Raw genomic sequence first — 21,543 nt, 5'->3', positions numbered from 1 at the left:
AGGCTGGGACGAACGGTGGTGCTATCTCACGCTGGGCAGAGCGATGGGTCTGCCGGTGCGTTTGGCGAACTCCTCCCAGGGCGGGATCGTCCAGATACGCGTCTGGCCGACCTTCCACTCCGCCTCGGGGGCGCCGTTCTTACGCCGGAACCAGATCGTCACGGTCTCGGGGTCGACGTCGAACATCGTGCCGACCTCCTTGACTCCGACGACGGGCGGCAGCTCGGGTAGCGGCTCACCGGGGCTGGTCCAGCGGGCTTTGAGCCAGACCGGGGTCCCGGAGACGACCGCGTCCGCGTCGGGCAGCTTGTCGAACTCCTCGCGGTGCCGCCAGGAGCGGAGCGTGTCCACCTTCACGCCAGTGATCTTGGCGATGTCGGGGAGTCCGACCAGCTCAGGGCGACCCTGCGGGGCTTGCGTCACATTCTCACCTCCTTGATGCTTGCAATTCTCACACTATACCGATAGGGGGACCATGTGCAATTCTTACCGGACAGAGGGTGGTAAAGAAGAGGCAACGGGGTACCCTGTAGTTGCTGGGCGCGATTGTGCGCGAGCTTCCTTCTCCACAGGGAGCGAAAGAAGGGCCTGCCACCTCGACGGCGGGCCCTTCGCCCTTTTCTGCCCTACCGCGTGAACGACGCCGTCTCGTGGTCGCCTTTGCCGGACGCCACCAACGACAGCAGCAACGACACCAGCGCCCCACCGCAGGCCAACGCCGCCGCCGCCCGCAGCGACATCAGCTGCAGCGTGCCGAGCCGGTCGGCTCCGACACCGGCCAGGACGGCGGCAGCGCTCGCCCGGACCGCCCGCTCGAGCGCGTCCCGCCACCACGACCGCGACCACATCCCGCCCCGCCGGCAAGGATCCTCCCCCGCCCCGTCGACGGGCCTGCGGTGCCGGCCTACGTGATCGGAGCCAGCCACGCCGCCCGCCAGTCATCGCGCCCCACACGTCCCGTGACCCGGAAGCCTTTCTCCTTCTGGAAGGCGCGGGCGACCTCTCTCGAGGTGGGTCCGAAACGGCCGTCGACGTCGATCCGCCAGCCTCGCCTGGCCATCTGCCGCTGCCAGGTCCGCACGTCGTCGCCCGTCTGCAGCGGCGGATACTCCAGGACGCGGCCCGGCCACGGCGGCGGCTGCGACACCGGCCTCGGGCTGCCCGCGCCTCCTGGCCGCGGATGCCCGCGCCTGATCCAGTCGTACAGCCAGTCGCCGGGGCATTCGGTGCCGTAGCCGTCGCGGTGGCCGAGCACCTCCCCGCCGCACGGCTGCTCCTCCTCCCGCAAGCCCATCAGCCAGGCGCGGGCGTCCAGCAGGCCGTGCAGCATGTCGTCGGTCGGGACGACCAGGCCGGAGTCGCCGACCAGCGCGAGGATGGCGTAATGCTGGGCGTTGAGGCCGGGCCCGTTGGCGGCCGGCACGACGCCCGGCCCGCGCCCGATGAAGATCTCCCGATGGGGACAGCATTGGACGCTGTAGCCGATGTCCGCCCACAGGTTGGTGTCCATGTGGTGCCGCTGGATGCTTTTGACCAGCGCCACGCACTGGCCGTGATCCTTGACGATGTCCGGCTCCACCCGGCCGCCCACATAGTGGTACTTGACGCCCCGCGGGCGTTCCCTCAGCGGGGTGTGCCCCTTGTGGGTGCGGGCGTTCCACTGGTCCCTGGTGACGAGGTTCGCCATCAGCGTCTCCCCCTTGACGCTCGTGCGGCGCGACGCCGCGCCGCCTGCTTGCGCCGGTCCCGGTGCGGCCGTCCGGCCAGCTGGAACGGCTGCTGCGGCGGCGGCCCTCCCGCCGCCGACCTGGGCGCGTGACGCTCCGGCGGGACCGGCTCGATGATCTGCCAGAACGCCTTCCACCCGCTCACGACCAGCCCTGCCACAACGCGACGAAAGCGATGAGCAGCGACACGAACGCCAGCAGCGTCGGCAACCCCTTGGGCCACCGGTTGGCTTCCAGAGCGCGGACGCGGACCTGCAGGTCGACGGTGTCGGCGACGGCGACCTCGATGGCGGCCTCATGCTTCTGGTCGACCGCCTCCAGCTCACGGACGCGGGTCTGCAAGTCGGCGACGCTGGCCACCACCCCGTCGACTTTCTGGTCGACGGCGACCACCTGGTGCGCGACCAGATCCACCTTGTGGTCGACCTGGCCGACGCGCTCGCCCACGTTGACGACGGCCGTGTACACGGTGGCGGCGGTCACCACACCCGAGAACGGGTCCTGCTCAGCCATCCGGCGCCCCCTCCGTCAGCCCGCGGTAGCCGGACAGGCGGCGCGCCGTCTCCTCCGGCGCGCCGAGCGCCACCAGCGCGTCGAAGTCGCGGCGGCGGATGACGTCGGCTGCCGCGTTCTGCTCGGCCACCCATCGCCGGACGTCGGCGGCGTAGCCGGCGCGGATCTCCTCGGCCCGCTCCTCGCTGATCTCGACCGCGTCCGCAGGGATGGTGACCTTCATCGGGTAGGAGCCGTCGACCTGCAGCGAGCGGGAGATCAGCGTGCCGTCCCCCAGCTGAAACCACTTCGTGCTCATCACAGGCCCGCCAGGACCAGCACTCGCATCTGCCATCTGATCTCCCCGTATTGGGCTCCGCCCTGCCCGGAGCCGACGTCGATCGGCGCCGTGAACGTGTTGCTGCCGCCGGCCGGGATGGTGCCGCTGACGAGCGTCTGGGTGAGCTCCCAGTGGATGCCGGTCTCCTGGGTGCCGCCCGCCGGGGCCGGGTTCTCGTTGGCCATCACCGAGTTGCCGTTGATGCGGAACCCGGCCCGCGAGTCCGTCCCGGCCGGCAGGTACAGGTCGACGTCGACCTGCACCCACTGCACGACGATCGCCGCGTAGCAGTCGCTGGGGTTCTCCACCTCGATCTCGGCCTGGGCGACCTCGGTGAACCCGGCCGGGACCGTCACCAGGGCTCCGCCGGTCGTGCCCGACGCCGACGCCCGGCCCGCCTTCGGGTACGGCGGCACCCACAACCCGCACGTCGGGTCGACGCGGAGCGGGTTGTGCGAGGTGGGGCACGGGTACGGCCACGCCTGCTCGGCCGGGCTGCCGCACAGGTCCAGCCGCAAACGGCCGTTCGGGTCGACGGAGAACTCGGGTCCGACACACACCTGGGGCATGACTACAGCTCCCCGGTGTAGCCGGACATGCGGCGCGCGGTCGCCTCCGGGATACCTGCGGCGCGCAGCGCGTCGAAGTCCTCGCGGGTGCGGCGCTCGTCCTCGGCGCGCAGCCCGTCGACGTAGGCGGCGTGCTCACTCTTCAGGACGGCCAGGCGCTGCTCGTACTCCTCCCGGCTGATCTCGACAGCGCCCTCGGGCGGCTGCAGTTCGCCGCCTGCGTCGACGCCTTCGACGACTCCGCCGTTCGGGAGCGCCCACCAGCGGGTGACCTCGTGCGGCGGAGACCACTCCGGCACCACGGCCGGGACGTCTTCGACGACCGACGTGTCTTTCCTCTTCGCCATCACGGCCCCCTACAGGATCCACAAGAATGCGCGGTTGAAATGCTGGATGCGGTTGTACGTCGCGCCCCCCGAGCCGCGGCCCATCGCGACCGTCAGCGCCAGGTTGGCGTTCCCCCCGGGCGCCAGCGGGCCGATGAACTGGCCGACCTTCATCACCTGGACGTGGAAGTCGGTCTCCGTAGTCGAGCCGCGGTTGGAGTGGTAGACCATCTCGTCGGTGCCGAACCCATAGGCGGCGCCGGCGTTCGAGGGCAGCACCAGGTCGACGTCGAGCTCCTGGCTGCACAACACGTAGGCGGTGCGGCAGGTGTCGGGGTTGGTGACGACGAGCGTCCGCGTGTCGACCGGGGTGTCGATCGCGGCCGGCACCGCGGTGGCCGCCACCTGGGTGTTCGCCGAGTTCTGCTGCGCGTTGAACGTGGCGCGCGGCTCCGACCGGAGCGTGCCGGTCGAGTCGCAGTAGACGTTGCCGGCGAACGTGTCGACCGGCGTGCACGGGTACGGCCAGGCGGCCACCTTCGCCGCGAGCGGCGCGGCGGCGCTGCCGTCGCCGGACAGGCCGCACGTGGCCAGCGTGAGCGCGGCCCGCAGACCCGTCGGCGTGCACGAGATGAGGTTGCCGGCCGCCGCGTTGAGGATCGGCGCGGCCGTGATCGGCGAGCCGCCCGCGCCGTTGCCCGACATGTCGATGCAGGAGCTGTCGGCCACCGACACGGTCGCGGCGCCGGTCGGCACGAACAGGCCGGCGGCGCTCTGCTGCAGGTTGTTGCCCGGCGCCGGATCGAGGCGCGCCCGGAACTGGTTGGCGGCGTCGTCGTACTGCAGGCCCTGGACGAACCCGGCTCCGACGCAGTCCTGGACCGCTTCGCAGTCGAAAGAGCCGGTCGCCGACACCACGTACGGGTTCGCCGACGACCCGTTACCCGATACCGTCGCGCCCGGCCCCGCTGTGACCAGGCAAGAGCAGGAGCTTGCGCATCCACATCTGGCGATCGTGACCACCCCGGTTGTGTCCGCAGGTCGGCCCGGCCCTCACGCCAGCAGCATCACGGCCAGCGTACCGGGGCCGCCGCGCCTGCCCTGGTGGCCACGGCGCAGCCTCTACGATCGGCGCATGCCGACGAGCTGCCCCGGACCGCTGATCTGGTACGACGCTGGCGAGTCCGCCGTCGTGGGGTGCACCCGCACGGCGCTGCAGCGGGAGGACTTGGCGTGACCTCGACGCTCTCCCCTCACCTGGCCGCGGTCGTCGACGGGGTCCGGCGGCACGGCTGGATCGTGCAGGCCGTGGAAGGCGAAGGCATCACGCCGTACGCGCACACGGTCGGGCTGCTCAGCATCGGCATGCCCGAGCTGCTCGTCGTCGGGCTGCCCGGCCCGGTGGCCGCGCATCTGCTGAACGCGGTCGCCCCCCGGTGGATGGCCGGACAGATCCCGCTCGGCGGGCGGGTCACCGTCATGGTGGGAGACACGCCGCGGACCGCCGACGTGGTGTGGCACACCGGCGGGTTGGCCGTTGCTGCCGCCGCGGTGTACGGGCGAGAGAACGTGGCCGCCGCTGAGCTCGTCTGGACGCGGGAGAAGTAGCGATGCTCCCCGAACGGCGGGCACGCACTGTAATCAGTGTTCTACTGTGGGCATTCACGGGGGACCGAAGACAGAGTAGGGCGCACCCTTGCGCGCCGGGTGCACACCACCGTGACGCCCCGCCCTCTTTGTGAGGGCGGGGCCAGAGCAAGCGCCGCGAGCACTGCGGAGGGCGCCGCCTTCTGGTTCTAGTAGAGCGTGAGCTTGAGGTCGACCAGATCCGGCAGCGGCAGCTGCCCGTCAGGCCCAGCCGTACCTTTCCGGAGGCACCGTTTGCAGGTGATCGGCCGACTCGTGAACCGCAGCCGTCGAACGTCCCAGCCAGCGATCCCGGTGTGGCAGTCCGGTGCGGGTAACTCCTCGCCTCGGTGATCGATAGCAGTGCCGGGCCGGTGAACCACTCGCGACCCGTCGACGCGTAATCCGCGATCCTCCACATACACAGCGTAACAAGATCACCGCTCTGTGTGTGGTCTCTAGAGTATTGTCAGCAATTTGTTGGATCACTGGTTTGCCTGTAGGCCAGGAGTGCTGCCTCCGTAAAGGCATTAGCACTGCGAGGCCCTCTGCGTTCGTCTATTCCGAACTTGTACAGGTAGTCCTCAACATAGAGGCGACTGCTGGGTCTATTGTCGTCACAGACCCAGTAGACGACCTTATGGGCAGCATCGATAGCTTGCTCGTCTGAAATCCGAGCCTCCGTAAATCCAGCCGCACGGAGCTGCCTTAGGAATGAGGCGTCTTCTCTTGACGGCGAAGGAGGGTTGGCGTGGGTCGCCTCCATCGTCGCTGTATGTGTTTCGGCTGGAGCCGGCCTTGCCATCGCGTTGACCCCTACTGCGGCTGTGACGATCATTGCGGACAACGCGAATACAGACCTTGACTTCTGTTCGTCCTTCATGAGATTGCTCCCTGCAAGGACATCGAGCGGCTACCTAGGCACGAGTTCTGCCGCACACATAAGTCCCGCGTGGCGTCCATGGCGACTTTCCCGCATTATTGAAGGCTCTTACCCTGAAGCACTTGTAGGTGCGAGGGCGATCGACATGCCATGCATCGGCCGTATCGTTCCGGCCGGTTCTCCGGTAGGAGATGCCATCTGTGATCTCGAAACCTGCCTCATTTCGAGAGTTGTCCTGCCAGTAGAGGAGGAACGTGTTGGCGGCGGTCTCCCTAACTCGCAAGCCCGACGGCGGAGATGGAGGCTGTTGGCGGCCTTCTTGGCTAGCTACACCTCGTTGAGCCGCCACTCCCTCCGCTGGGAATGGTGGGAGTGCCAGGGAAATGGTTGCCGTCAGCAGAGACGCGCAAAACTTGGTCACAGTGGAACACATGTTCCCACCCCTTTGCACGAGAACGAAGACGCTGAACTCCGCCCTCAGATTCCAGATTCTGACCTGCGATTAATACACTGCAAGTGCAGCCTGAATGAATGCATCGACATGGTGGTCGTACACCCCGAAGTCTCGGACGACCTCAGACAGCGTCGTATAGCTGGCACCTGACGCGCTAAGGCGCGCAAGTTTGCGGCCCACAGCAACGGCTTGTCCATCGGGAGCGACGATTCCAGCCGCATGGATACGATTCAGGAATTCCTGGTCTGGACTCGGATCGACGACTGCGTGCACTGAGATTGCCGCTGACCCTGGCTTGATAGGCAACGGCACAGCCGAGGCATGTGCTCCCGTTACACCCATGGCGACAACAGCCAAGGATACAGCCGCCGACAGGACGACAGATCGTGTGAGAAGCATTATTGACCTCCCCCTCGAGAGACTGCCATCGAAGATCCGTAAGATCTACTCCGACAACAAGCGCTTTTTCGCATAGGCTCTTCGCGGAGTCGCTTCACCGTCTAGCAGGAGTAGAATGCGCGCTGGTATCCCATGCCGTATCCACGCGCCCACTCGCCGAATCCTCGGTTCTGATTAGTATTCCTACGGTTGCCCCGCAGGCAATCCTGATAACCGTCCCGATATCCCTGCCGGAAGCCCGCCTTGCAGTCCCTTCTACACGGTCTTTCCTGTGCGCTGAAGCTCCCTACATCTTGCGTGAGAGCTATTTGCCTTGCGGGTTCCGTACTCACCGAGGACTGGGCGGTCCCAACCGGCACAAGGACGATAGCAGCGAGAAGAACTGAGCTTGGCAGCATAAAGCGCTCTCTGCCATGCATGTCTACCTCTTTTCTACGACAGGGAAGATGGAGCATGCCCTGTCGAGACTTACTCTGACCCCGTCGGCTTTCCCTGCGGCAGGTCCTTAACCACATCGCCTCACGTGATTTGTTGCTGGCAAAGTGGTGTTACATCCTTACGGAGGCCGCTCATGGCCGCCCTTTCCCCCATGTCTGGAGCTTTAAGGGTCGAACCACTTGGGAGGCCAGCCGGGCCATTTAAGGTTGGGAAGATCTTTCTCCCATGCCTCCAGTAAGAGCTGATTACTCCCTACGTTACACCTCTGCAAGATAGGCCTGAAGTACTTATAGCGTTTGTTGCCTAACCAAGGACACCGATCTCGCGGGCAGGGGGTCCGGGAAGCGACCGCAAGCAGCCCCCAAGGTCGCGTCCAGGTAGGGGGCGATGGACGGCCCGGCAACACGTTCACGCCGAAGCCCCGGCCGGGGCTGAGCTGACATCCTGGCGACGCGCGGGTCATCATTCCGCCGCCCCACCGCACGCTGGTTCGCTTGCACACGTCATTGCGCCCAAGCGGGCTGAAGCGAGACGAGTGGCGTCACCACGATGCGAGGATGGTTACTGCGCCGGTAGTGGCGTGCCGAGCGGTCAGCCGCCCAACGTCGTCGACCTCGATGACGTACGCATTCGGCGCAACCCCGATCACCACGCTGTTGCGCTGCTCCAGGACTCGAATGCGGTCGTCCAGGTCGCGGAGGATCTCCGCGGGTGTCTGCGGCCGCGTCTTCAACCTCGCCATGCTTCCCTCCTGTTCTAGGCCACGATGGCGGGAGCCGTGTCGATGCCAAGCGGCGCCAGCGTGATACCGACCTTCTCGCCGTCGTGCTCGGTGAACGACATCTTCACCCGGACCAGCCGCAGGTCCGCCGCCACGGTACGGCACGTCGCCTCCGACGTGACCGGGACGACCACGCCCGGGATCAAGTCGTTGATGCCGACCGGCGCGTCCGGCGCCAGCTGCGAATCGTCGGGCACCTCCAGGAACAGCGGCGCCGGGTCGGCCGCCGCCACCAGCGCGTTCGCCTCCGCCTGAGCGGAGGCGACGTCCTGGATCTCCTCCTCCTGGGCGATGAACTCCAGCAGCCCGCACTCGCCGACGCCGCCGGCTTCGGCCATGACGCCCTTGCCGATAACGGTCGCGTGTGTGATCGCGGCCAGGCCGTCCTCGATGACCGACAGCGGGCCGACGAAGTGCTCGTCCGACAGGCCGGGCAACCTGCCGAGCGGCCCCTCCCCCATCAGCAGGATGCGCCGGCCGAGCACCGTGAAGTCCAGCCCGGTGCGTGCCAGCTCCCGCAACTGGTCCAGGACGTAGCCGGAGTTCGTGGCGTATTTGCGTTCGCCGACGATGCCGGACGCTGACACCAGCAGGTAGGCGAGCACGTTCGGGTCGTCGGGCGCGAACCCGTGCTCGACCAGCTTGCGGGCGATGACGGTCAGGTCGGCTCGGCTGCTGCCGGTGAAGTCCAGGAGGGCGCGGATCTTGCGCCGGAACAGCCACTGGGTGACGTCGCGGGCCTGCAGCAGCGTCTCGTCGCCGCGGTGCAGGATCTTCACGATGGGGCCCTGCCAGACGAGGGTCTGGTCGCGGAAGACGGCCAGCTCGTTGCACCAGCTGCGGGTGTCGCCGAGCAGCTGGCAGCATTCGGGCCCCTGGTAGGGGACGGTGACGTTGGCTTCGGAGGTGTCGTCCAGGACGCGGGACCAGTCCAGCGCCGACGCCTCGGCCGTGCCGTACTGGCGGCCGCCGGTCCGGTCGTAGATGCCGACCGTGTACTCCTCGGCGCAGCCGAGAGGCCCCATGTCACACCTCTCTCACGATGGTGCGGACGGTGACGGAGGCGTCGGCGGCGATCGTCGTGGAGTCAGCCGAGATGCACGCCAGGTACGGGATGCCGCACTCCAGGACCGGCCACGACAGCGGCCTGCCCTCCGGCCCGGACACGATCTGCTCGGCCGGGGTGTCGGCGCGGCCGGGGCACTGCACGTAGATGGTCCGCCGGGTCGAATCCATCGTCAGCCGCGCCCCTTCCGGCAGATAGCTGATGTTGATCTCAGAGCACCAGGCGCACGGGTCGAGATCCGCGTAGGCGGCGCCGAACGGGTTCGGGTAGAACCTGATGCGGATGTTGCGCAGGACACCCGACCCGGAGTTGATCTCCAGCAACGGCACCACGTCCGCCCAGATGGGCGCCGCGTTCTCCGGGATCTCCACGCACACCTGGCGGCGCGTCCACGGCTCGCACAGGCAGGGGTTGTCAGGCAGCGGCGGCTCGGGCAGGACGGGTGGCGGGCAGTTCGGGTCGAGCGGGCAGGGCTGCGGCAGCAGGGCGGCGCATTCGCCGGCCTCGTCCAGGCAGTCGGGGCTGGTCGACCACTGGATGCATTCGTCGTCGGGCGACTCGGGCGGCCACGCCACGCCTTCGGCCACCGTCACCGCCGGGCGCAGCGCGTGCGGCCGACCGGCGACCAGCTGGAACTGGATCTGCCGGATCTCGCCGGGGCAGCAGGCGCAGCCCGAGATGCGCTGCTGCACGGTCGGCTCGGCCAGCAGGGCGACGTCGCGCAGCGTCCGGAACACGCCCGCCCCGCACGTCTGGCTGGTGCACGGGCCGGGACAGCATTCGCCGGGCGCGGCCGGCACCGTCGGGCAGCACGTCATGTACTCGAGGTCGTCGCCGCCGCACGCGCCCGCCCCGCAGGACAGGGAGCCTTGCAGCACCGACGACAGCCACCGTTGCCCGTAGTCGACGGCGCACGCGGTACGGCCGACAAGGACGCCGGTCACGGTGATGGTGCGCGGCCCGTAGCGGGGCGGCCCGATGACGGCGCCGCCGGTGAGCCGGTTGGTCACCGACCGGGAGACCGGCGCCGCGTCCAGGCCCTCGATGTCGGTGATGAGGAAGCCCGCGAAGTCCGTCGACGACGGCTCGGCAGGGTCCCACCAGGGCGCCTCGTCGGTGCCGGGCAGCGTGTATGCGGGGTCGCCGAGAATATCGGCCAGGCCGTCGCAGCCGCAGTCGCGCACCGAGGCGTGCGCCGGCGCGAGCCCGGCCTGGCTGTAGGCGTACACCCGCGCCGAGTTGGCCACCTCCACGCCTGAAAAGCACAGCCAGTCCCTCGAGGCCACGCTGCCCCTCCTATCGGAGCGCCGCGGCCATGCGGCGCTCCTGCTCGGCGACGATCTCGTTCGCGCTCGTCATGACCTGGTGGAAGTGGTTGTTGATCGTGAAGTCCCGCACGTTCTGGGCGGACGGCGGCTGGGTGCGCGGCGTGACCCGCCTGGCCGCTGCGCTCGCTTCGCGGGCGGGCCGGAACGCCGGCGTCCGCGCCGGTTCGATCGGGGCGACCAGGCGGGCGGTCGCCGCCTCGACCTGCGGGGCGATGTCCTTCAGCCCCAGCAGGTAGCCGCGGGCGGTGTTGCGGCCGTCTGCGCGCAGCACCCCCGACGGCGACTTGATCTTCAGTTCTTTCTTCACGGTCGCCGACACCGTCTTGGCGATCTCCGCCATCAGCGCCTTGATCTCCTTCTCTTGGCTCTTCAGGCCGGTGAGGAAGCCGCGCCCGGCGTTCACGCCGGCGTCGTAGAGGAAGTCGGCGGACTGCTGGCCGAAGAACTTCGAGTTGGTGTTGATCCGCCGCTGCAGCGAGTTGATCTCCCGCAGGGTGGCCGCGGAGGCGCGCGACAGGGTGTCGGCGACGGTGCCGGACTGGTCGGGCCCGCCGGTGACGAGCTGTTCGATCAGGCTCTTGTCCAGGCCTCGCTTCTGCAGCCGCTGCACGTCGGCCTGGAACTCGTCGATCGCTTTGAGCCGGTTGCGGAGGGCGGCCGCGATGCCCTCCGGGGTGGCGCGCTCCTCCTCCGACAGGGTGGACAGCGCCGCCGACGAGCGGGCCCGTTCAGCGACGTCGGCCGCGGTCTGGGTGGCCTTCTCCAAGGTGGCGGCGATCCGGTCCCGCTCCGTCGCGAGCTTTGACAGCGCCGAGTTCAGCGTCTGCAGCCGGGCGACGAGCAGGTTGTCGACCTTCGTGTTCGTCTTCTTCAGCGCCGCGGTGATGGACCGCTGCAGGTCGCGCAGCTGCCGGTTGATCTCCTCGGGGCTGGCGGCGACCAGGTTGCGGACGAAGTCGCCGCTGACGGTGCGCAGCACCTCGGCCAGCTTGTCCTTCACGCTCTTGGAGATCTTGCCGAGCGCGGCGTCGATCGCCCGCTGGGAGCGGCGCAGCCCGCGCGCCAGGTCGGCGCCGAGCAGCTCGCCCAGGTCGATGACGGCGCTGCCGCCGCGGATGATGCCGCCGCTCGCGTACCGGGGCAGCCGGTCGCCGACCTTCCCGCCCGAGGCGAACTTGTTGCTGTTGATGGCGCGCAGCAGGTCTTCATACCGGCGGGTGGCCTTGGCGTTGACGACGAACTCGCCGGTGCTGAGCCTGGCCAGGATCGAGTCGGAGGTGCCGGTGCCGGGGCCGCGCAGCTTCCCGCCGGAGGCGAAGCCGGGGAAGGTGCGGTAGCCGAGCTCCTGGGCCATGCCGCCGGTGGCGCCCGCCCGCGCGGTGGTGCGGCCGATCCGCAGCTCGACGTCGACGATCTGGCCGGAGCTGTTGCGGATGAACGACTGGACGGCCGCCTGCGCGGGCGCGGTGTTGGCGCGGACCGTGACCGTCTTCGACTTCAACCCGTTGATGCTTTTCGCCAGGTTGGACACCTTCGGTGCTGCCGCGGCCGCCGACCCGCCCGCGCCCTGCGCTTGGACGGCCAGGTTCGCGACCTTGCCCGCCGCGCCCTGCGCCCGCTGATCCAGCACGCCGGCCTGCCGGGCCGCTTCGCTGATGCCCGACGCCGACGCCGCCGCCTTCTGGCCCGCACCACCCAGCGAGGTGCCGGCCCTGTCAGCCGCCGTCTTCGCGCCCGTCAAAGCCGCGCCGAGCTCGCGCACCAGGTCGCGCGCCGAGCGGCTGTTCCCAGCCAGCGCCAGGAGCGTCGGCAGCTGCCGGTCGAACGCGGCCTTCGTCGCGTTGACCGACTGGTTCGCGGTGAACTCGGCGTTGGCCTGATCGCGCAGCGTTGTGACCAGGTTCTGCAGCGCGACCCGGCGGGCCTGCGAGGAGGCGTCGCTGTCCTTCATCACCTTGGCCGCGGCGGCGAAGGCGTCCCGGACCCGCGTGGTCGCGGTGAACAGCGCGAGGCTCGGGTTGATCGTCAGGTCGAACGCCGTCTGCAGCGCCTTCACCCGGTCGGTCAGGTTGAGCGCCTCGTTGGCGGTGTTCGCGAACGCCGTCTGGATCGCCAGCGTCGGGTTCTGCGCCGCCTGCACAGCCGCCGCGTAGGCGGCGAACTTGCCGGCAGCGTCCGCGCTCAGGTTGCCGCTGTTGGAGATGCCCGTAGAAAGGTCGACGCCGACCGCGTCGGCCAGCGCGATCGCCTGCTGGGTGGTGATCCCGTAGGTGCTGGCGACCGCCTTCGCGCCCGCGTCGATGTTCTGCAGCGCCACCCGGTTGCGTTCCAGCCCGGCGAGAGCCGCGGAGTTGGCGTCGTTCAAGCCGCGCTGGGCCAGCGCGCCCTGCGCGAGCGCGACGGTGTTGGCGTTCAGGTCCTGGTTGACCGCCTTCAGCGCCAGCGCGATGCGTTCCTCGGTCGGCGCGACCTGCGCGGCCAGCACCTTGTTGGCGTTCTGGTAGCCGGCCACGTTGTTGCGGATCGCCAGGTTCTGCGCCTGGATGGAGTCGACGAGCTCCTCGCCGCGGGTCTTCGCCATCGACAGCGAGACCGCCAGCACGCCGAGCGCGGCCGCACCGGCAAGGTAGACGTTCGGGCCGGCGCTCGCCGCCGCGGTGAGCGCCTTGGTGGCCAGCGACGCGCCCTTGGTGTCCTTCAGGAACGACTTCGTCTTGCCCGCGGTGCTGGTGAAGGCGCCGCCGACCGCCGACACCGGGCCCTTCAACGCGACCGCGGTGACCACAAGCTGCACCAGCTCGGGCGACAGGTCCGACACGGCGGTCAGCAACTGCAGCACGCCGGACGCCAGCCCGCCCACCACGGGCGCGAGCGGCGCCAGCGCCTGGATGAGGCTGGCCGCGGCGGCGCCGCCGTCCTGCACGATCGACACGATGCCGTCGATCGCGACCGGCGCGGACGCCTCCAGGAAGTCGAAGAACTCACGCGCCCGGGTCGAGTCGAACCCGTCGCCGAGCGTGTTCACCGCGTCCGTCAGCGCGTCGGTCACCGAGCTGGCCAGCGGCACCAGCTCCGGCAGCAGCTCCCGCGTCTCGGTGAGCGCGGCGTTGTAGACGCGCAGCACGTCCGGCGCGAGCGCAGCCGACAACTCCTTGTACTCCTGGACCAGAGCGTCGGTCGAGACGGCTGCGATCTTCTGATCTTTGGTGAGGGACTGCCACTCGTCGGCCATCTCGGTCTGCGCCTTGATGACCTTGGCGATGGTGGGCACCGCGAACAGGCCGAAAGCTCCTGCTGCAGCGCCAGCGGCCGCGAACGCGGGCCCAAGCCCGGCGGCCGCCGCGATCGCCGAGATGATGGCCTGCCGGGTGAACGTCAGCCCGCGCACCGCCCGCTCGGTCATCGGCGGCAGACCCGCCAGGTCGCGCAGCAGGTTCCGCAGCCCGCCGCGGCCGCCGTCCCCGATGCCCCTGACGCTTTCGCCGACCTTCTGGCTGGCCTTGGCCGTCTTGTTCAGCTCAGTCGTCGCCGTCTTGGCGCTGGACTGCACCGAGTCGATCGCCACCTGCGCGGCACGGCCGGAACGCTGCGTCGTCGACCCGACCTGCGAGGCGGCCTTCTCAACCTTCGACAGCTCTTTGGCGGCGACCGCGGCGGCCGCCTTGACCCGCTGCTCCAGGCCCTCCCGCAGCTCCTCCGACAGGCCGTCGAAGTCGAGGATCAGCTCGACCTCTGCGCGCGAGATAGGACCGTTCGCCATGAGCCGGGCACCCCAAGCGGTCGCTGGTGCCCGGCCCTCAGCTCAGTCGGCGACTCTTAGGCTACGGCGGCCGACGCCCGTCCTCCCGCATCGGCTTGCGACCGCATGGCGGCCATGAACGACCGCCCGGCCTCCTCCGGCGACCAGGCCGCCGCCGCCTCCCGCTTCGACATGCCGCGCGGCGGCCTCGTGAGCCGCATGTCCAGCTGGCGGCGCGCCTTGTCGTCGGCGCCGTCGACCAGCCACCCGTACACCAGGTTGCACATCCGGGCAGGGGTCTGCAGCAGCGCTGCCAGGTCGACGCCGCGCAGCGACAGCCTCCCATCCAGTTCGCCCCATGAGGCGGCCAGCGTCGCGTACAGCCGCTGCGCGACCCACCATTTGCGCCCGGTCGCCTGCTCGACGACGCGTTCGGCCATCGCGCGGACCTCCTCGCGCGACAGCGGGTCGCCCAGGTCGTCGAGCCGGTCCGACAGGCGTTCGGCGTCCAACGGGTGCAGCAGCCCGTACAGGACGTGCATGTGCCAGCGTTGGACGGGCAGCCACTCCAGCAGCACCATCCACGAGCCGGCCAGCTCGTAGATCTCGTCGTCGATGACGAACGAGGCCGGCGGTCCCAGGACTGCCGGCCGCCACTCCTCCACGCTGGGCTACCCGCGTGCCGCGCCGCGCCCAGCCTTGGCCCTGGCCGGCCGCGGGCCCGCCGGGGCCGCCTTGCGGCCGTTCTCCCGCGCCGCCAGCTTGTGAATGATCTGCGGGATGAGCAGGAACAGGTCGGCCCGCTCCAAGTCGTCGTTGTCGTCCTTCACGCGGGCCAGTAGCCTGCGCAGACTCTCGGGGACGATGACGCGCTCGAGGAAGTCCCAGCCCGTCCACAGCACGTCCGGGCCGGTCGCGCGGCGCGCCTGCGTCTCCTCCAGCTCGACGAGCAGGTCCTCCCACTTGCGCGGCTTGACCAGGTAGTAGGTGGCGTCGTCCAGCTGGAAGGCGACCATCCGGTCGGCGGCCGACTCCTGCGACAGGTGCGGCTTCGGCTTCGTCGTGAACACCAGGTCGGGGTCGACGACCACCCCGTCGATCGCGCCGGCCGAGTCTTCGGCTTCCTGGTCGGCCGCTTCGGCGTCCTTCACCGCGATGTCGCTCATCGTTACCCCCGGATGACTCGCTGCTAGATGGTGTCGCGGACAGGGTACGGGCAGGCGACCGCGAACGCCCTGCGCAGCCAGCGGTCACCCTTGATGCCCTTCACTGACGCGGCGAACACGACAACGTTGGAGCCTTTCGGCGTGAACGCCAGCACCTTCGCCCGCTTCGGCGTGATCGGCTTACCGGAGGGGCCGTAGATGCCGGTGCCGATGTCGAGGTAGGCCGAGTAGTGCGCGTACGAGCCGGCCCTGCCCACCATGCGCGTCGCGTACGGGAACACCAGGTGGTAGACCTGCGAGCGGGCGAACCCGGAGTCGACACGGATGTTGCGGCGGCCCAGGCTCGCCGTCTCGCGCATGATGCCGTCGACGTGCCGGTACACGTCGCCCTGCGGCGAGCGCAGCAGCCGCTGCAGCGCCGCCTGATTGTTGCGGACCCGCACCCGATACCTCGCCACGTCTCCCCCGCTCCTGCTGGTCAGGCAGCGTCGTCGTAGTCGGGCTCGCGCACCTTCAGCGCGACCTCCGGCTCGGGCGGCAGGCGCAGCGCTTCGAGTTCGGCGTCGGGGTCGTCGACCAGCCGGATCACAGGCCCTCCTCCGCGCTGCCGCTGTCCTCGTCGCCCCCGCCGGCATCGACCCCCTCGCCGGCCTCGGCGGCAGCGGCAGCGTCGTGGTCGACGAGCAGCGTCAGCTTGCCCTTGTCGATTGTGCGGCGCATGAACGGCGAGTCTGTGACGACCCGCTCCTCACGGTCGCGGAACCCCAGCACCGGGGCGTTCGCTCTCACCGTCAGTTTCCCCATGTACCTCAGGAAAGCAGAAGCCGCCCCCAGCCGAAGCTGGGGGCGGCTTGGGCGGCCAGCGTGTCGCAGGAGGCCGCGGGAGCGCAGCCCTATTCGGGGTCGACAGCCTCGTACGGCCGGAGCGAGGCGGACGGGCCGGGCATGCAGTCGCTCCAGTCGAGGGCGAGCACATCGTGCAGGTCCTCAAGCGAGGCCTTCGCGTGGGCCAGGGCGGCGGCGATGCGGTTGCCGCCGTGGCGGCCGGACACGTCGACGCCGCACCGTTCCAGGATGCCGGACAGGTGGCCGAGGTCGAAGAGCTGGCGGGCGTTCAGGTAGTGGGCGGAGGCCCGCGTCGCGGGAACCTCGACCGGCTCAGGCCCCGGCTCCGGCTGTGGTCGGCGGGCGCGCTGATCATCGGTGAGGGTGGCGACGCGCACGTGGCTGTCGTCGGCGCCCTTGTCGACGAGTTCGAGGGCGTAGCCGGCCATGTCGCAGGTCCGCCAACGCCGTGGTGTGTCGGCGTCGGGCACGGCGCTGAAGGGGATCAGAGGCGGCGTCGGCTGGCCGACTTCGCCGAGCTCTTCGGTGAGCGGTTCCCATGCGCGCCAGACGTCCCCGTCGGCCTTCCAGGTTTCACCGTCACGGTCCATAACCGTCGGGTGGGTGACAGCGTCCATGATTGTTACTCCCTCGCGAGGTCGCGTGCATCGGTCAGTTCGGCTTCTTCGTCCAGCCGCACCCACGTGGTGGGAGTCTGGGTGGTGAGCCGTACGGCGGGGATCAGCCAGTCCGACCGCATCCGGTGGCGGACCGGCCGCGTACGTCCGTAGGACGACGGGCTGCCGTCCTTCAGGTCCTGGAGCGGTAGCAAGCACTCAAGGTGCGGCGTGGTCAGGAGCTGGTGAAGCTGGTCCTCCGCGATCACGCCGGCCACGTACAGCTTGTTGGAGACCACGTGGGCCTCCAGCACCTGGCCGATCTCCCATCCGGCGCTGTCCAGCAGGGGTGCGGGCAGGGACCCCTCGCGGGGGGTGCAGGGCCAGGGCGCTTCCACCCAGCCGCACCATTCCGCGTCGTCTTCGAACTTCAGGAGCTGGCCCGCCCACTTTTGCATCGGCGTGTCCGCCGACCACAGCCGACGGCCGGGTGCCGCGTCGTTCACCTGGTGGCTGGGGTGGCCCATGTCGATGACCAGATACTGCTTGACCCGCTTGCCGTACTCGCCGGCCGCCTGCTCCGAGCGCGTCCGCAGCACGATGCCGCGCCGCTCCAGGAGCAGGACCAGGTGGTCCACGTCGGCGGCCGCCGCCTCCAGGCGCACGTCCACCCATCCGTGTTGCCTGGTGGGCCCGGAGATGGCCAGCCCGAGCTTGGCGGCTTCGGCCTCGAGCGCGCTCCGGCGGCGCTCCCACTCGTCCGGAGTGATCGGCATCCTGGCGGCCATCAGTACTCCGTCCCAGCCGCCGGAGTGCCCGGCGCGGGCCCGGCTCCGGGAGCCATCGGAGAGAAGTCTTGAGTCATGTTCGGGTCCTTAGGTGAGGTCGGGTTAGTCGGCCAGCAGGCCGGGGGCGCCGCGCAGCGTCTGGGCGGTGCTGGCGGCGTTCTCGGCCGGAATGGCGTACGCGCCGCGGAGAAGGTTGACCATCGCTGTGCCGACCGTCCCCTGGTTCAGTCCGGACGCCCGGCATGCGCCCAGCGCGATGACGACGCCCGTCTGGCCCATGGCGGCGCTGGCGTGCTCCAGCTGGGTGCGTACGGGCGCGTCTTCGTCCGCGGCCCGCGCCTCAAGGGCCGTCACAACCACGTCCAGGTACGGGCGGACCAGCTCGACCAGTTGCCCGCAGGAGGTGGCGGTGGAGCTCGGGGCCCAGTAGACGTCGTGGGTGTTGTCGGTCAGGCGCGGGTCCTCGGGGCCGGTGACGACGAACTCCACACCCACGCCCTGGTCGGTGCCGATGCACACCGGCGCCTTGTCGACGCGGTGGGCGGGGACGTGGCAGGAGTACAGCTCCCGCACGGGTGCGGCCGGGACGGGTGCAGGCTGGAGCAGGTGGTAGACGGTCGTGCCGCCCAGCGCGACCACGGCAAGAGCTGCGGCGGCCAGGGTGGGGGTCTTGGAGAAAGCTGGGCGGCGCATGGTCGGGTCCTTTCGGGGGGACAGATGAGCCCCAGGCGTGGGGCTGAGGCCCTGCTCAGCGGTAGGCGTCGCAGTCGTCGGGTTCAGGGTCGGACGCGTCCGGATGGGTGACGCCGTACTTCTCGGCGACACGGATCGCTGACGCTCTGCGACCGCGCTTGCACGTGCAGTGTGCATCGACCACCTGGGGGGCGAGGACAATTTCCAGCACAGCGGCGAGGCCGGCTCTGGTGGCGATCCAGGAGTTCTTGCCGACGTAGTTGCGCAGGAACAGTTCGGCCATCTCGTCGAGCAGCCCGCCGGTGATCTCCCGCTCCGGGATGGCCCGCGTGGTCACCCTGCAGGCGTCGCCGCAGCGGCCGCAGTCCGGAGCGGCCCGCCATCCGCTGGCGAGGTTTTGCCTGCGGACGGGGAGGGTCTTGCCGCTCGGCAAGCGGATGTCGCTCGGGTCGAGAACGTGCGAGCCTTCGTCGGCCACGAGCACGAAGGGCGGCGGGAGGGGCGGGTCTTCCCGCGCGTGGGCATTGCCCTGCCCGGCGACGATCGCCTGAGTGGTGTCGTCGGCGTCCACGGCGTTCCTCCAGCGCGGATCAGTCACGATCGCCTCCATCGGTGTGCTCGATCACCCAGCGGACAGCCGCGGTGCGGCTGGGCAGGTCCACTTCCGTGTCGCGCGGGCTGGGGCTGTTGAAGGCGCTCGAACCGAACCCGAAGTTGGCGGCGCTCGTCCTGAATTCGAAGTTCGTGGCGACGTGCCAGTGCTTCTTGACCTGACGGCCGCGGTTGCGGGCCTGGCCGATGATGCCGAGCACGTCGCCCCAGTGAGCGGGTCGTTCCGGCGATCTGGTCACCAGGTAGTAGGCGGGGCCTTCGTCGTAGCCCAGCACCAGCGGCGCGCCCGGATGCAGCCACACGCCCGTGACCCGGATCGGCGCCGACCCGTACCCGATCTCATCGACAGTCGTCTGGACGGTTCTCCACCGGTCGCGCTGCGCCCCGCTCATGGGCTGGGTGCCGGGCTCCTCGTCGTGGCGGGCCTCGACGACTTTGCCGCAACCGCCGGGCAGCGGGCACACCAGCTGCAGAACTGCCGTGCGCAGGTCGCCATCCGGGCTTTCCGTGGTGTGCTCGCGCGCCACCCAGCCGCGCGAGCAGCCAGGCTGATGCTGGATCGTCTTCCAGTCGAAGTACAGGCCGTGAGCGCTGATGGTGCTCATCGGTGTCCCCCAGCCGCGTCCCCCGGGTCCGCCGCGCTCTCGGCCATCTCCACGAGACCGGCACGCATGAAACCGATCAGCTCGTCCGGGTCGTACGGCAGCTGCTGATGCTTGACTCTGGTGCTGTGGCGGAACAGTCCGCCGGGGTGTTCGGCCTTCCACGCGTCCCAGCGGTTTCTGAACTGGTCGCCCTCGGCCACGTGCGGGTCGAAGTCGTCGACGCCGTTCATCACGTGCCGCACCCCGAGCGGCGCGTAAGCGGCGACCAGGCGATGACCGTCCAGCCGGCGGACCAGGTCGACGGCGTCGGCAGGGTCGGTGTAGCGGTCCCGCTCCTGCTCCGGCCACCACTTGAGGCGGTCGGCCGCCCGCTGCTCGTTGAAGCCGCGCCACAGGTGGACGTCGACCACGACCTGGCCGTCGAGCGTCTCGGCCCGCAGCCGGACCCGCGGGTACTCCCCGGGGGCGTACACCAGCAGCGTGGCCGGGTCGGCGAGCACATCGCGCGCCCAAGCTTGCGCCGCTTCGCGGCCGACGGCGCACTGCTGCCTCCACCACGCCTCGGCGGCTGGCTCGAAGCAGTCTCCGCAGTACCGCTGCCCGTCGCGGCCCTTCTCCCACGGCCGGTCGCTCTTGGCGCCGCAGCGGGCGCAGGTGCGGGTGAGGTCGCGGGCGGCCTGCCGCGAGGGCGGCAGCGGCGGTAGCTCGACAGAGTCGGCGACCGAGTACAGCGGCGCATACCCGCGGTAGATCATGTACGACGCGATCGGCTGCTGCCCGTCGGCGGGGCGGCGGCGGGTGCGCCGCAGCATCGTCATGGTGGCCAGCTGTGCGACCGGTAGATCGCCGTACCGGTAGATGAGCCGCCCTGCGGGGCAGTGGATGAGGCGGCGGCTCTTGCGCCGCTCCTCCAGCCCGACCTCGGGCTCGATCAGCCACCGCGCTGGGTCGAGGGGGACGACGCCGCCGTGGTCGGAGTGCAGCCGCGGCATTCCTCCTGCCTTCGCGGGCGGCAGCAGGACGCCGGCCAGGCGGCGCCTGCCGGAGGCCGAGACGGCGGCCACCCTCCACCCGCTCCATTCGGATGCGGGCAGCGGGTCCGGTTGGGGCATCCCAGGCAGCGCGCTGGTGCTGGGGTCATGCATGGGCGTCGGGTCTCTCTTCCTGAGGGTCGGGGCAGGACCGGGTCGATTCCCGCCGGGGGCGGCTTACTGGTCGGCGTGGTCGGGGGCTGCCGGCCGCTGCGCTTCTTCGATCTCGGCGCGCAGGGCCTTACCGATGCGGCGCAGGTTCCGCAGCGCGCGGCTGATGGCCTCGAAGTCCTCGGTGGCGTCCTCGTAGTCGATGGCGGCCAGGTCGCCGTCGGCGCCCGCTGAGCGGGCCAGCAGCGCAGCCAAGCATGTGTCGGCCGCGCGGACGCTCGCCGAGGCGGCAGCGACGTGGCCGAGCAGCGCGGCCGCCAGGCGTTTGCTGCCGTCCAGGTGGCTGGCGTAGTCGTCGGCGGCGCCGGTGGGGGTGTGCAGGTCGGTGGCAGCCATGGCTCCTTCTCTTCGTCGGGTGAGTGGCCGGGGTTCCGGCGCGGCCCAGAGGTCGAGCGCCAGCGGATCGGAACGATTCCGAACAGTGGTGAACTGGATGGAACGATCCGGAAGCCGCGATGGGCCGCGCCGGAACGAACAGGGATGCGTTCGGGAAGGTCAGAAGCCGAGCACGTCGCCGAGCTGGCCGCGCAGCCCGTCCAGGGCGGCCAGGTCGTCGCCGGTGGCGGTACCGGCCTGGCGGATGCGGGCGACGCGGGTGACGGCCGCGCCGAGCGCAGCTTCGGCGAGCCCGAGACGGCTGCCGCGCTTCAGGGCCGCGCTGGCGCACTCCTGCAGGCTGGCGTCGGCGTCGCTGTCGTCGATCATCCGGGCGGCGACCTGCAGCGTGGCCAGGACCGCGGCCGCGTCGCTGCCTGCCCCGTCCAGCGGCTCGTGCAGGGCGGCGTGGCCGAGTTCCAGCCCCGGCCGCATCGCGGCGGCGGCGGCCTCGCAGGCGGGGACGCCGCGACCGGGCGGGGCCCGCTCCTC

General features: G+C 69.9%; 27 protein-coding genes. 1 reads left to right on the top strand and 26 read right to left on the bottom strand.

What is annotated here, in order from left to right:
* Positions 1 to 21 precede the first annotated feature (21 nt).
* The 8 genes from ABFX50_RS36135 to ABFX50_RS36100 all read right to left on the bottom strand — a co-directional run bounded on the left by ABFX50_RS36135 (position 22) and on the right by ABFX50_RS36100 (position 4,372).
* Positions 22 to 423 carry a hypothetical protein gene (locus tag ABFX50_RS36135; RefSeq protein WP_346152888.1) on the bottom strand — a complete coding sequence of 134 codons (402 nt, stop codon included), beginning with the start codon at positions 421 to 423 and terminating at the stop codon, positions 22 to 24.
* Between the two features lie 203 nt (positions 424 to 626).
* A complete protein-coding gene (locus ABFX50_RS36130) occupies positions 627 to 848 on the bottom strand; it encodes a holin (protein WP_346152886.1) in 222 nt (73 codons plus the stop codon).
* 56 nt (positions 849 to 904) lie between these two features.
* Complete coding sequence (locus ABFX50_RS36125; RefSeq protein ID WP_346152884.1) at positions 905 to 1,687, bottom strand: peptidoglycan recognition protein family protein; 783 nt, start codon at positions 1,685 to 1,687, stop codon at positions 905 to 907.
* Between the two features lie 181 nt (positions 1,688 to 1,868).
* Positions 1,869 to 2,240 carry a hypothetical protein gene (locus ABFX50_RS36120; RefSeq protein ID WP_346152882.1) on the bottom strand — a complete coding sequence of 124 codons (372 nt, stop codon included), beginning with the start codon at positions 2,238 to 2,240 and terminating at the stop codon, positions 1,869 to 1,871.
* Positions 2,233 to 2,538 carry a hypothetical protein gene (locus tag ABFX50_RS36115; RefSeq protein ID WP_346152880.1) on the bottom strand — a complete coding sequence of 102 codons (306 nt, stop codon included), beginning with the start codon at positions 2,536 to 2,538 and terminating at the stop codon, positions 2,233 to 2,235. Before ABFX50_RS36115 ends, ABFX50_RS36120 begins: the two co-directional genes overlap by 8 nt.
* The gene (locus tag ABFX50_RS36110) at positions 2,538 to 3,128 is read right to left on the bottom strand and encodes a hypothetical protein (protein WP_346152878.1); all 591 of its coding nucleotides are present in this window, start codon (positions 3,126 to 3,128) and stop codon (positions 2,538 to 2,540) included. The genes ABFX50_RS36115 and ABFX50_RS36110 overlap by 1 nt, the downstream gene beginning before the upstream one ends.
* A gap of 2 nt (positions 3,129 to 3,130) precedes the next feature.
* Positions 3,131 to 3,475 (bottom strand): hypothetical protein, encoded by a 345-nt coding sequence (locus ABFX50_RS36105; protein ID WP_346152877.1) that lies wholly within the window; start codon positions 3,473 to 3,475, stop codon positions 3,131 to 3,133.
* Between the two features lie 9 nt (positions 3,476 to 3,484).
* Positions 3,485 to 4,372 (bottom strand): hypothetical protein, encoded by an 888-nt coding sequence (locus ABFX50_RS36100; protein WP_346152875.1) that lies wholly within the window; start codon positions 4,370 to 4,372, stop codon positions 3,485 to 3,487.
* A 315-nt stretch (positions 4,373 to 4,687) separates the two neighbouring features.
* Here ABFX50_RS36100 and ABFX50_RS36095 point away from each other — a divergent pair, with 315 nt between their 5' ends.
* A complete protein-coding gene (locus tag ABFX50_RS36095; protein WP_346152873.1) occupies positions 4,688 to 5,062 on the top strand; it encodes a DUF4262 domain-containing protein in 375 nt (124 codons plus the stop codon).
* 487 nt (positions 5,063 to 5,549) lie between these two features.
* On the opposite strand, the gene ABFX50_RS36090 is transcribed toward ABFX50_RS36095, so the two are convergent.
* The 18 genes from ABFX50_RS36090 to ABFX50_RS36010 form a co-directional block, all read right to left on the bottom strand.
* On the bottom strand, positions 5,550 to 5,963 hold the full coding sequence (locus ABFX50_RS36090) for a hypothetical protein (protein WP_346152871.1): 414 nt from the start codon (positions 5,961 to 5,963) through the stop codon (positions 5,550 to 5,552).
* 502 nt (positions 5,964 to 6,465) lie between these two features.
* The gene (locus ABFX50_RS51500) at positions 6,466 to 6,759 is read right to left on the bottom strand and encodes a DUF732 domain-containing protein (RefSeq protein ID WP_379506736.1); all 294 of its coding nucleotides are present in this window, start codon (positions 6,757 to 6,759) and stop codon (positions 6,466 to 6,468) included.
* Between the two features lie 1,036 nt (positions 6,760 to 7,795).
* The gene (locus ABFX50_RS36085; protein ID WP_346152869.1) at positions 7,796 to 7,996 is read right to left on the bottom strand and encodes a hypothetical protein; all 201 of its coding nucleotides are present in this window, start codon (positions 7,994 to 7,996) and stop codon (positions 7,796 to 7,798) included.
* Positions 7,997 to 8,010: 14 nt separating this feature from the next.
* Positions 8,011 to 9,060 carry a hypothetical protein gene (locus ABFX50_RS36080; protein WP_346152867.1) on the bottom strand — a complete coding sequence of 350 codons (1,050 nt, stop codon included), beginning with the start codon at positions 9,058 to 9,060 and terminating at the stop codon, positions 8,011 to 8,013.
* Between the two features lies 1 nt (position 9,061).
* Complete coding sequence (locus tag ABFX50_RS36075) at positions 9,062 to 10,387, bottom strand: hypothetical protein (protein WP_346152865.1); 1,326 nt, start codon at positions 10,385 to 10,387, stop codon at positions 9,062 to 9,064.
* Between the two features lie 10 nt (positions 10,388 to 10,397).
* Complete coding sequence (locus ABFX50_RS36070) at positions 10,398 to 14,189, bottom strand: hypothetical protein (protein WP_346152863.1); 3,792 nt, start codon at positions 14,187 to 14,189, stop codon at positions 10,398 to 10,400.
* A 56-nt stretch (positions 14,190 to 14,245) separates the two neighbouring features.
* Positions 14,246 to 14,833, bottom strand: coding sequence for a hypothetical protein (locus ABFX50_RS36065; RefSeq protein ID WP_346152861.1), 588 nt, complete (start codon positions 14,831 to 14,833; stop codon positions 14,246 to 14,248).
* Positions 14,834 to 14,839: 6 nt separating this feature from the next.
* Positions 14,840 to 15,334: a hypothetical protein gene (locus ABFX50_RS36060; protein WP_346152859.1), complete on the bottom strand. Its 495-nt coding sequence runs from the start codon at positions 15,332 to 15,334 to the stop codon at positions 14,840 to 14,842.
* A 23-nt stretch (positions 15,335 to 15,357) separates the two neighbouring features.
* Positions 15,358 to 15,792: a hypothetical protein gene (locus ABFX50_RS36055; protein WP_346152857.1), complete on the bottom strand. Its 435-nt coding sequence runs from the start codon at positions 15,790 to 15,792 to the stop codon at positions 15,358 to 15,360.
* A gap of 127 nt (positions 15,793 to 15,919) precedes the next feature.
* Complete coding sequence (locus ABFX50_RS36050; protein ID WP_346152855.1) at positions 15,920 to 16,123, bottom strand: hypothetical protein; 204 nt, start codon at positions 16,121 to 16,123, stop codon at positions 15,920 to 15,922.
* 104 nt (positions 16,124 to 16,227) lie between these two features.
* Positions 16,228 to 16,797: a hypothetical protein gene (locus ABFX50_RS36045; protein ID WP_346152853.1), complete on the bottom strand. Its 570-nt coding sequence runs from the start codon at positions 16,795 to 16,797 to the stop codon at positions 16,228 to 16,230.
* A gap of 5 nt (positions 16,798 to 16,802) precedes the next feature.
* A complete protein-coding gene (locus tag ABFX50_RS36040; protein WP_346152851.1) occupies positions 16,803 to 17,564 on the bottom strand; it encodes a hypothetical protein in 762 nt (253 codons plus the stop codon).
* 102 nt (positions 17,565 to 17,666) lie between these two features.
* Positions 17,667 to 18,257: a hypothetical protein gene (locus tag ABFX50_RS36035; protein ID WP_346152849.1), complete on the bottom strand. Its 591-nt coding sequence runs from the start codon at positions 18,255 to 18,257 to the stop codon at positions 17,667 to 17,669.
* Between the two features lie 55 nt (positions 18,258 to 18,312).
* A complete protein-coding gene (locus ABFX50_RS36030) occupies positions 18,313 to 18,855 on the bottom strand; it encodes a hypothetical protein (protein ID WP_346152848.1) in 543 nt (180 codons plus the stop codon).
* On the bottom strand, positions 18,848 to 19,474 hold the full coding sequence (locus ABFX50_RS36025; protein WP_346152846.1) for a hypothetical protein: 627 nt from the start codon (positions 19,472 to 19,474) through the stop codon (positions 18,848 to 18,850). The genes ABFX50_RS36030 and ABFX50_RS36025 overlap by 8 nt, the downstream gene beginning before the upstream one ends.
* Entirely contained in the window at positions 19,471 to 20,619 is a 1,149-nt protein-coding gene (locus tag ABFX50_RS36020) for a hypothetical protein (RefSeq protein WP_346152845.1), read from the bottom strand. Before ABFX50_RS36020 ends, ABFX50_RS36025 begins: the two co-directional genes overlap by 4 nt.
* A gap of 63 nt (positions 20,620 to 20,682) precedes the next feature.
* The gene (locus ABFX50_RS36015; protein ID WP_346152843.1) at positions 20,683 to 21,012 is read right to left on the bottom strand and encodes a hypothetical protein; all 330 of its coding nucleotides are present in this window, start codon (positions 21,010 to 21,012) and stop codon (positions 20,683 to 20,685) included.
* A gap of 159 nt (positions 21,013 to 21,171) precedes the next feature.
* Positions 21,172 to 21,543, bottom strand: a 372-nt coding sequence (locus tag ABFX50_RS36010; RefSeq protein WP_346152842.1) for a hypothetical protein, incomplete at its 5' end; no start/stop codon positions are given.

Source organism: Nonomuraea recticatena (genome assembly GCF_039533245.1).
Lineage (GTDB): Bacteria > Actinomycetota > Actinomycetes > Streptosporangiales > Streptosporangiaceae > Nonomuraea > Nonomuraea roseola.
This window is presented reverse-complemented; position numbering and strand designations above follow the sequence as displayed.

Bases quoted from the DNA above. Each gene is read 5' to 3' on its own strand.
- ABFX50_RS36045 (WP_346152853.1), bottom strand. From the start codon at position 16,797: ATGGACGCTGTCACCCACCCGACGGTTATGGACCGTGACGGTGAAACC.
- ABFX50_RS36060 (WP_346152859.1), bottom strand. From the start codon at position 15,334: ATGAGCGACATCGCGGTGAAGGACGCCGAAGCGGCCGACCAGGAAGCC.
- ABFX50_RS36070 (WP_346152863.1), bottom strand. From the start codon at position 14,189: ATGGCGAACGGTCCTATCTCGCGCGCAGAGGTCGAGCTGATCCTCGAC.
- ABFX50_RS36085 (WP_346152869.1), bottom strand. From the start codon at position 7,996: ATGGCGAGGTTGAAGACGCGGCCGCAGACACCCGCGGAGATCCTCCGC.
- ABFX50_RS36125 (WP_346152884.1), bottom strand. From the start codon at position 1,687: ATGGCGAACCTCGTCACCAGGGACCAGTGGAACGCCCGCACCCACAAG.
- ABFX50_RS36090 (WP_346152871.1), bottom strand. From the start codon at position 5,963: ATGAAGGACGAACAGAAGTCAAGGTCTGTATTCGCGTTGTCCGCAATG.
- ABFX50_RS36015 (WP_346152843.1), bottom strand. From the start codon at position 21,012: ATGGCTGCCACCGACCTGCACACCCCCACCGGCGCCGCCGACGACTAC.
- ABFX50_RS36115 (WP_346152880.1), bottom strand. From the start codon at position 2,538: ATGAGCACGAAGTGGTTTCAGCTGGGGGACGGCACGCTGATCTCCCGC.
- ABFX50_RS36040 (WP_346152851.1), bottom strand. From the start codon at position 17,564: ATGGCCGCCAGGATGCCGATCACTCCGGACGAGTGGGAGCGCCGCCGG.
- ABFX50_RS51500 (WP_379506736.1), bottom strand. From the start codon at position 6,759: ATGGGTGTAACGGGAGCACATGCCTCGGCTGTGCCGTTGCCTATCAAG.
- ABFX50_RS36130 (WP_346152886.1), bottom strand. From the start codon at position 848: ATGTGGTCGCGGTCGTGGTGGCGGGACGCGCTCGAGCGGGCGGTCCGG.
- ABFX50_RS36020 (WP_346152845.1), bottom strand. From the start codon at position 20,619: ATGCATGACCCCAGCACCAGCGCGCTGCCTGGGATGCCCCAACCGGAC.
- ABFX50_RS36105 (WP_346152877.1), bottom strand. From the start codon at position 3,475: ATGGCGAAGAGGAAAGACACGTCGGTCGTCGAAGACGTCCCGGCCGTG.
- ABFX50_RS36080 (WP_346152867.1), bottom strand. From the start codon at position 9,060: ATGGGGCCTCTCGGCTGCGCCGAGGAGTACACGGTCGGCATCTACGAC.
- ABFX50_RS36120 (WP_346152882.1), bottom strand. From the start codon at position 2,240: ATGGCTGAGCAGGACCCGTTCTCGGGTGTGGTGACCGCCGCCACCGTG.
- ABFX50_RS36035 (WP_346152849.1), bottom strand. From the start codon at position 18,257: ATGCGCCGCCCAGCTTTCTCCAAGACCCCCACCCTGGCCGCCGCAGCT.
- ABFX50_RS36025 (WP_346152846.1), bottom strand. From the start codon at position 19,474: ATGAGCACCATCAGCGCTCACGGCCTGTACTTCGACTGGAAGACGATC.
- ABFX50_RS36110 (WP_346152878.1), bottom strand. From the start codon at position 3,128: ATGCCCCAGGTGTGTGTCGGACCCGAGTTCTCCGTCGACCCGAACGGC.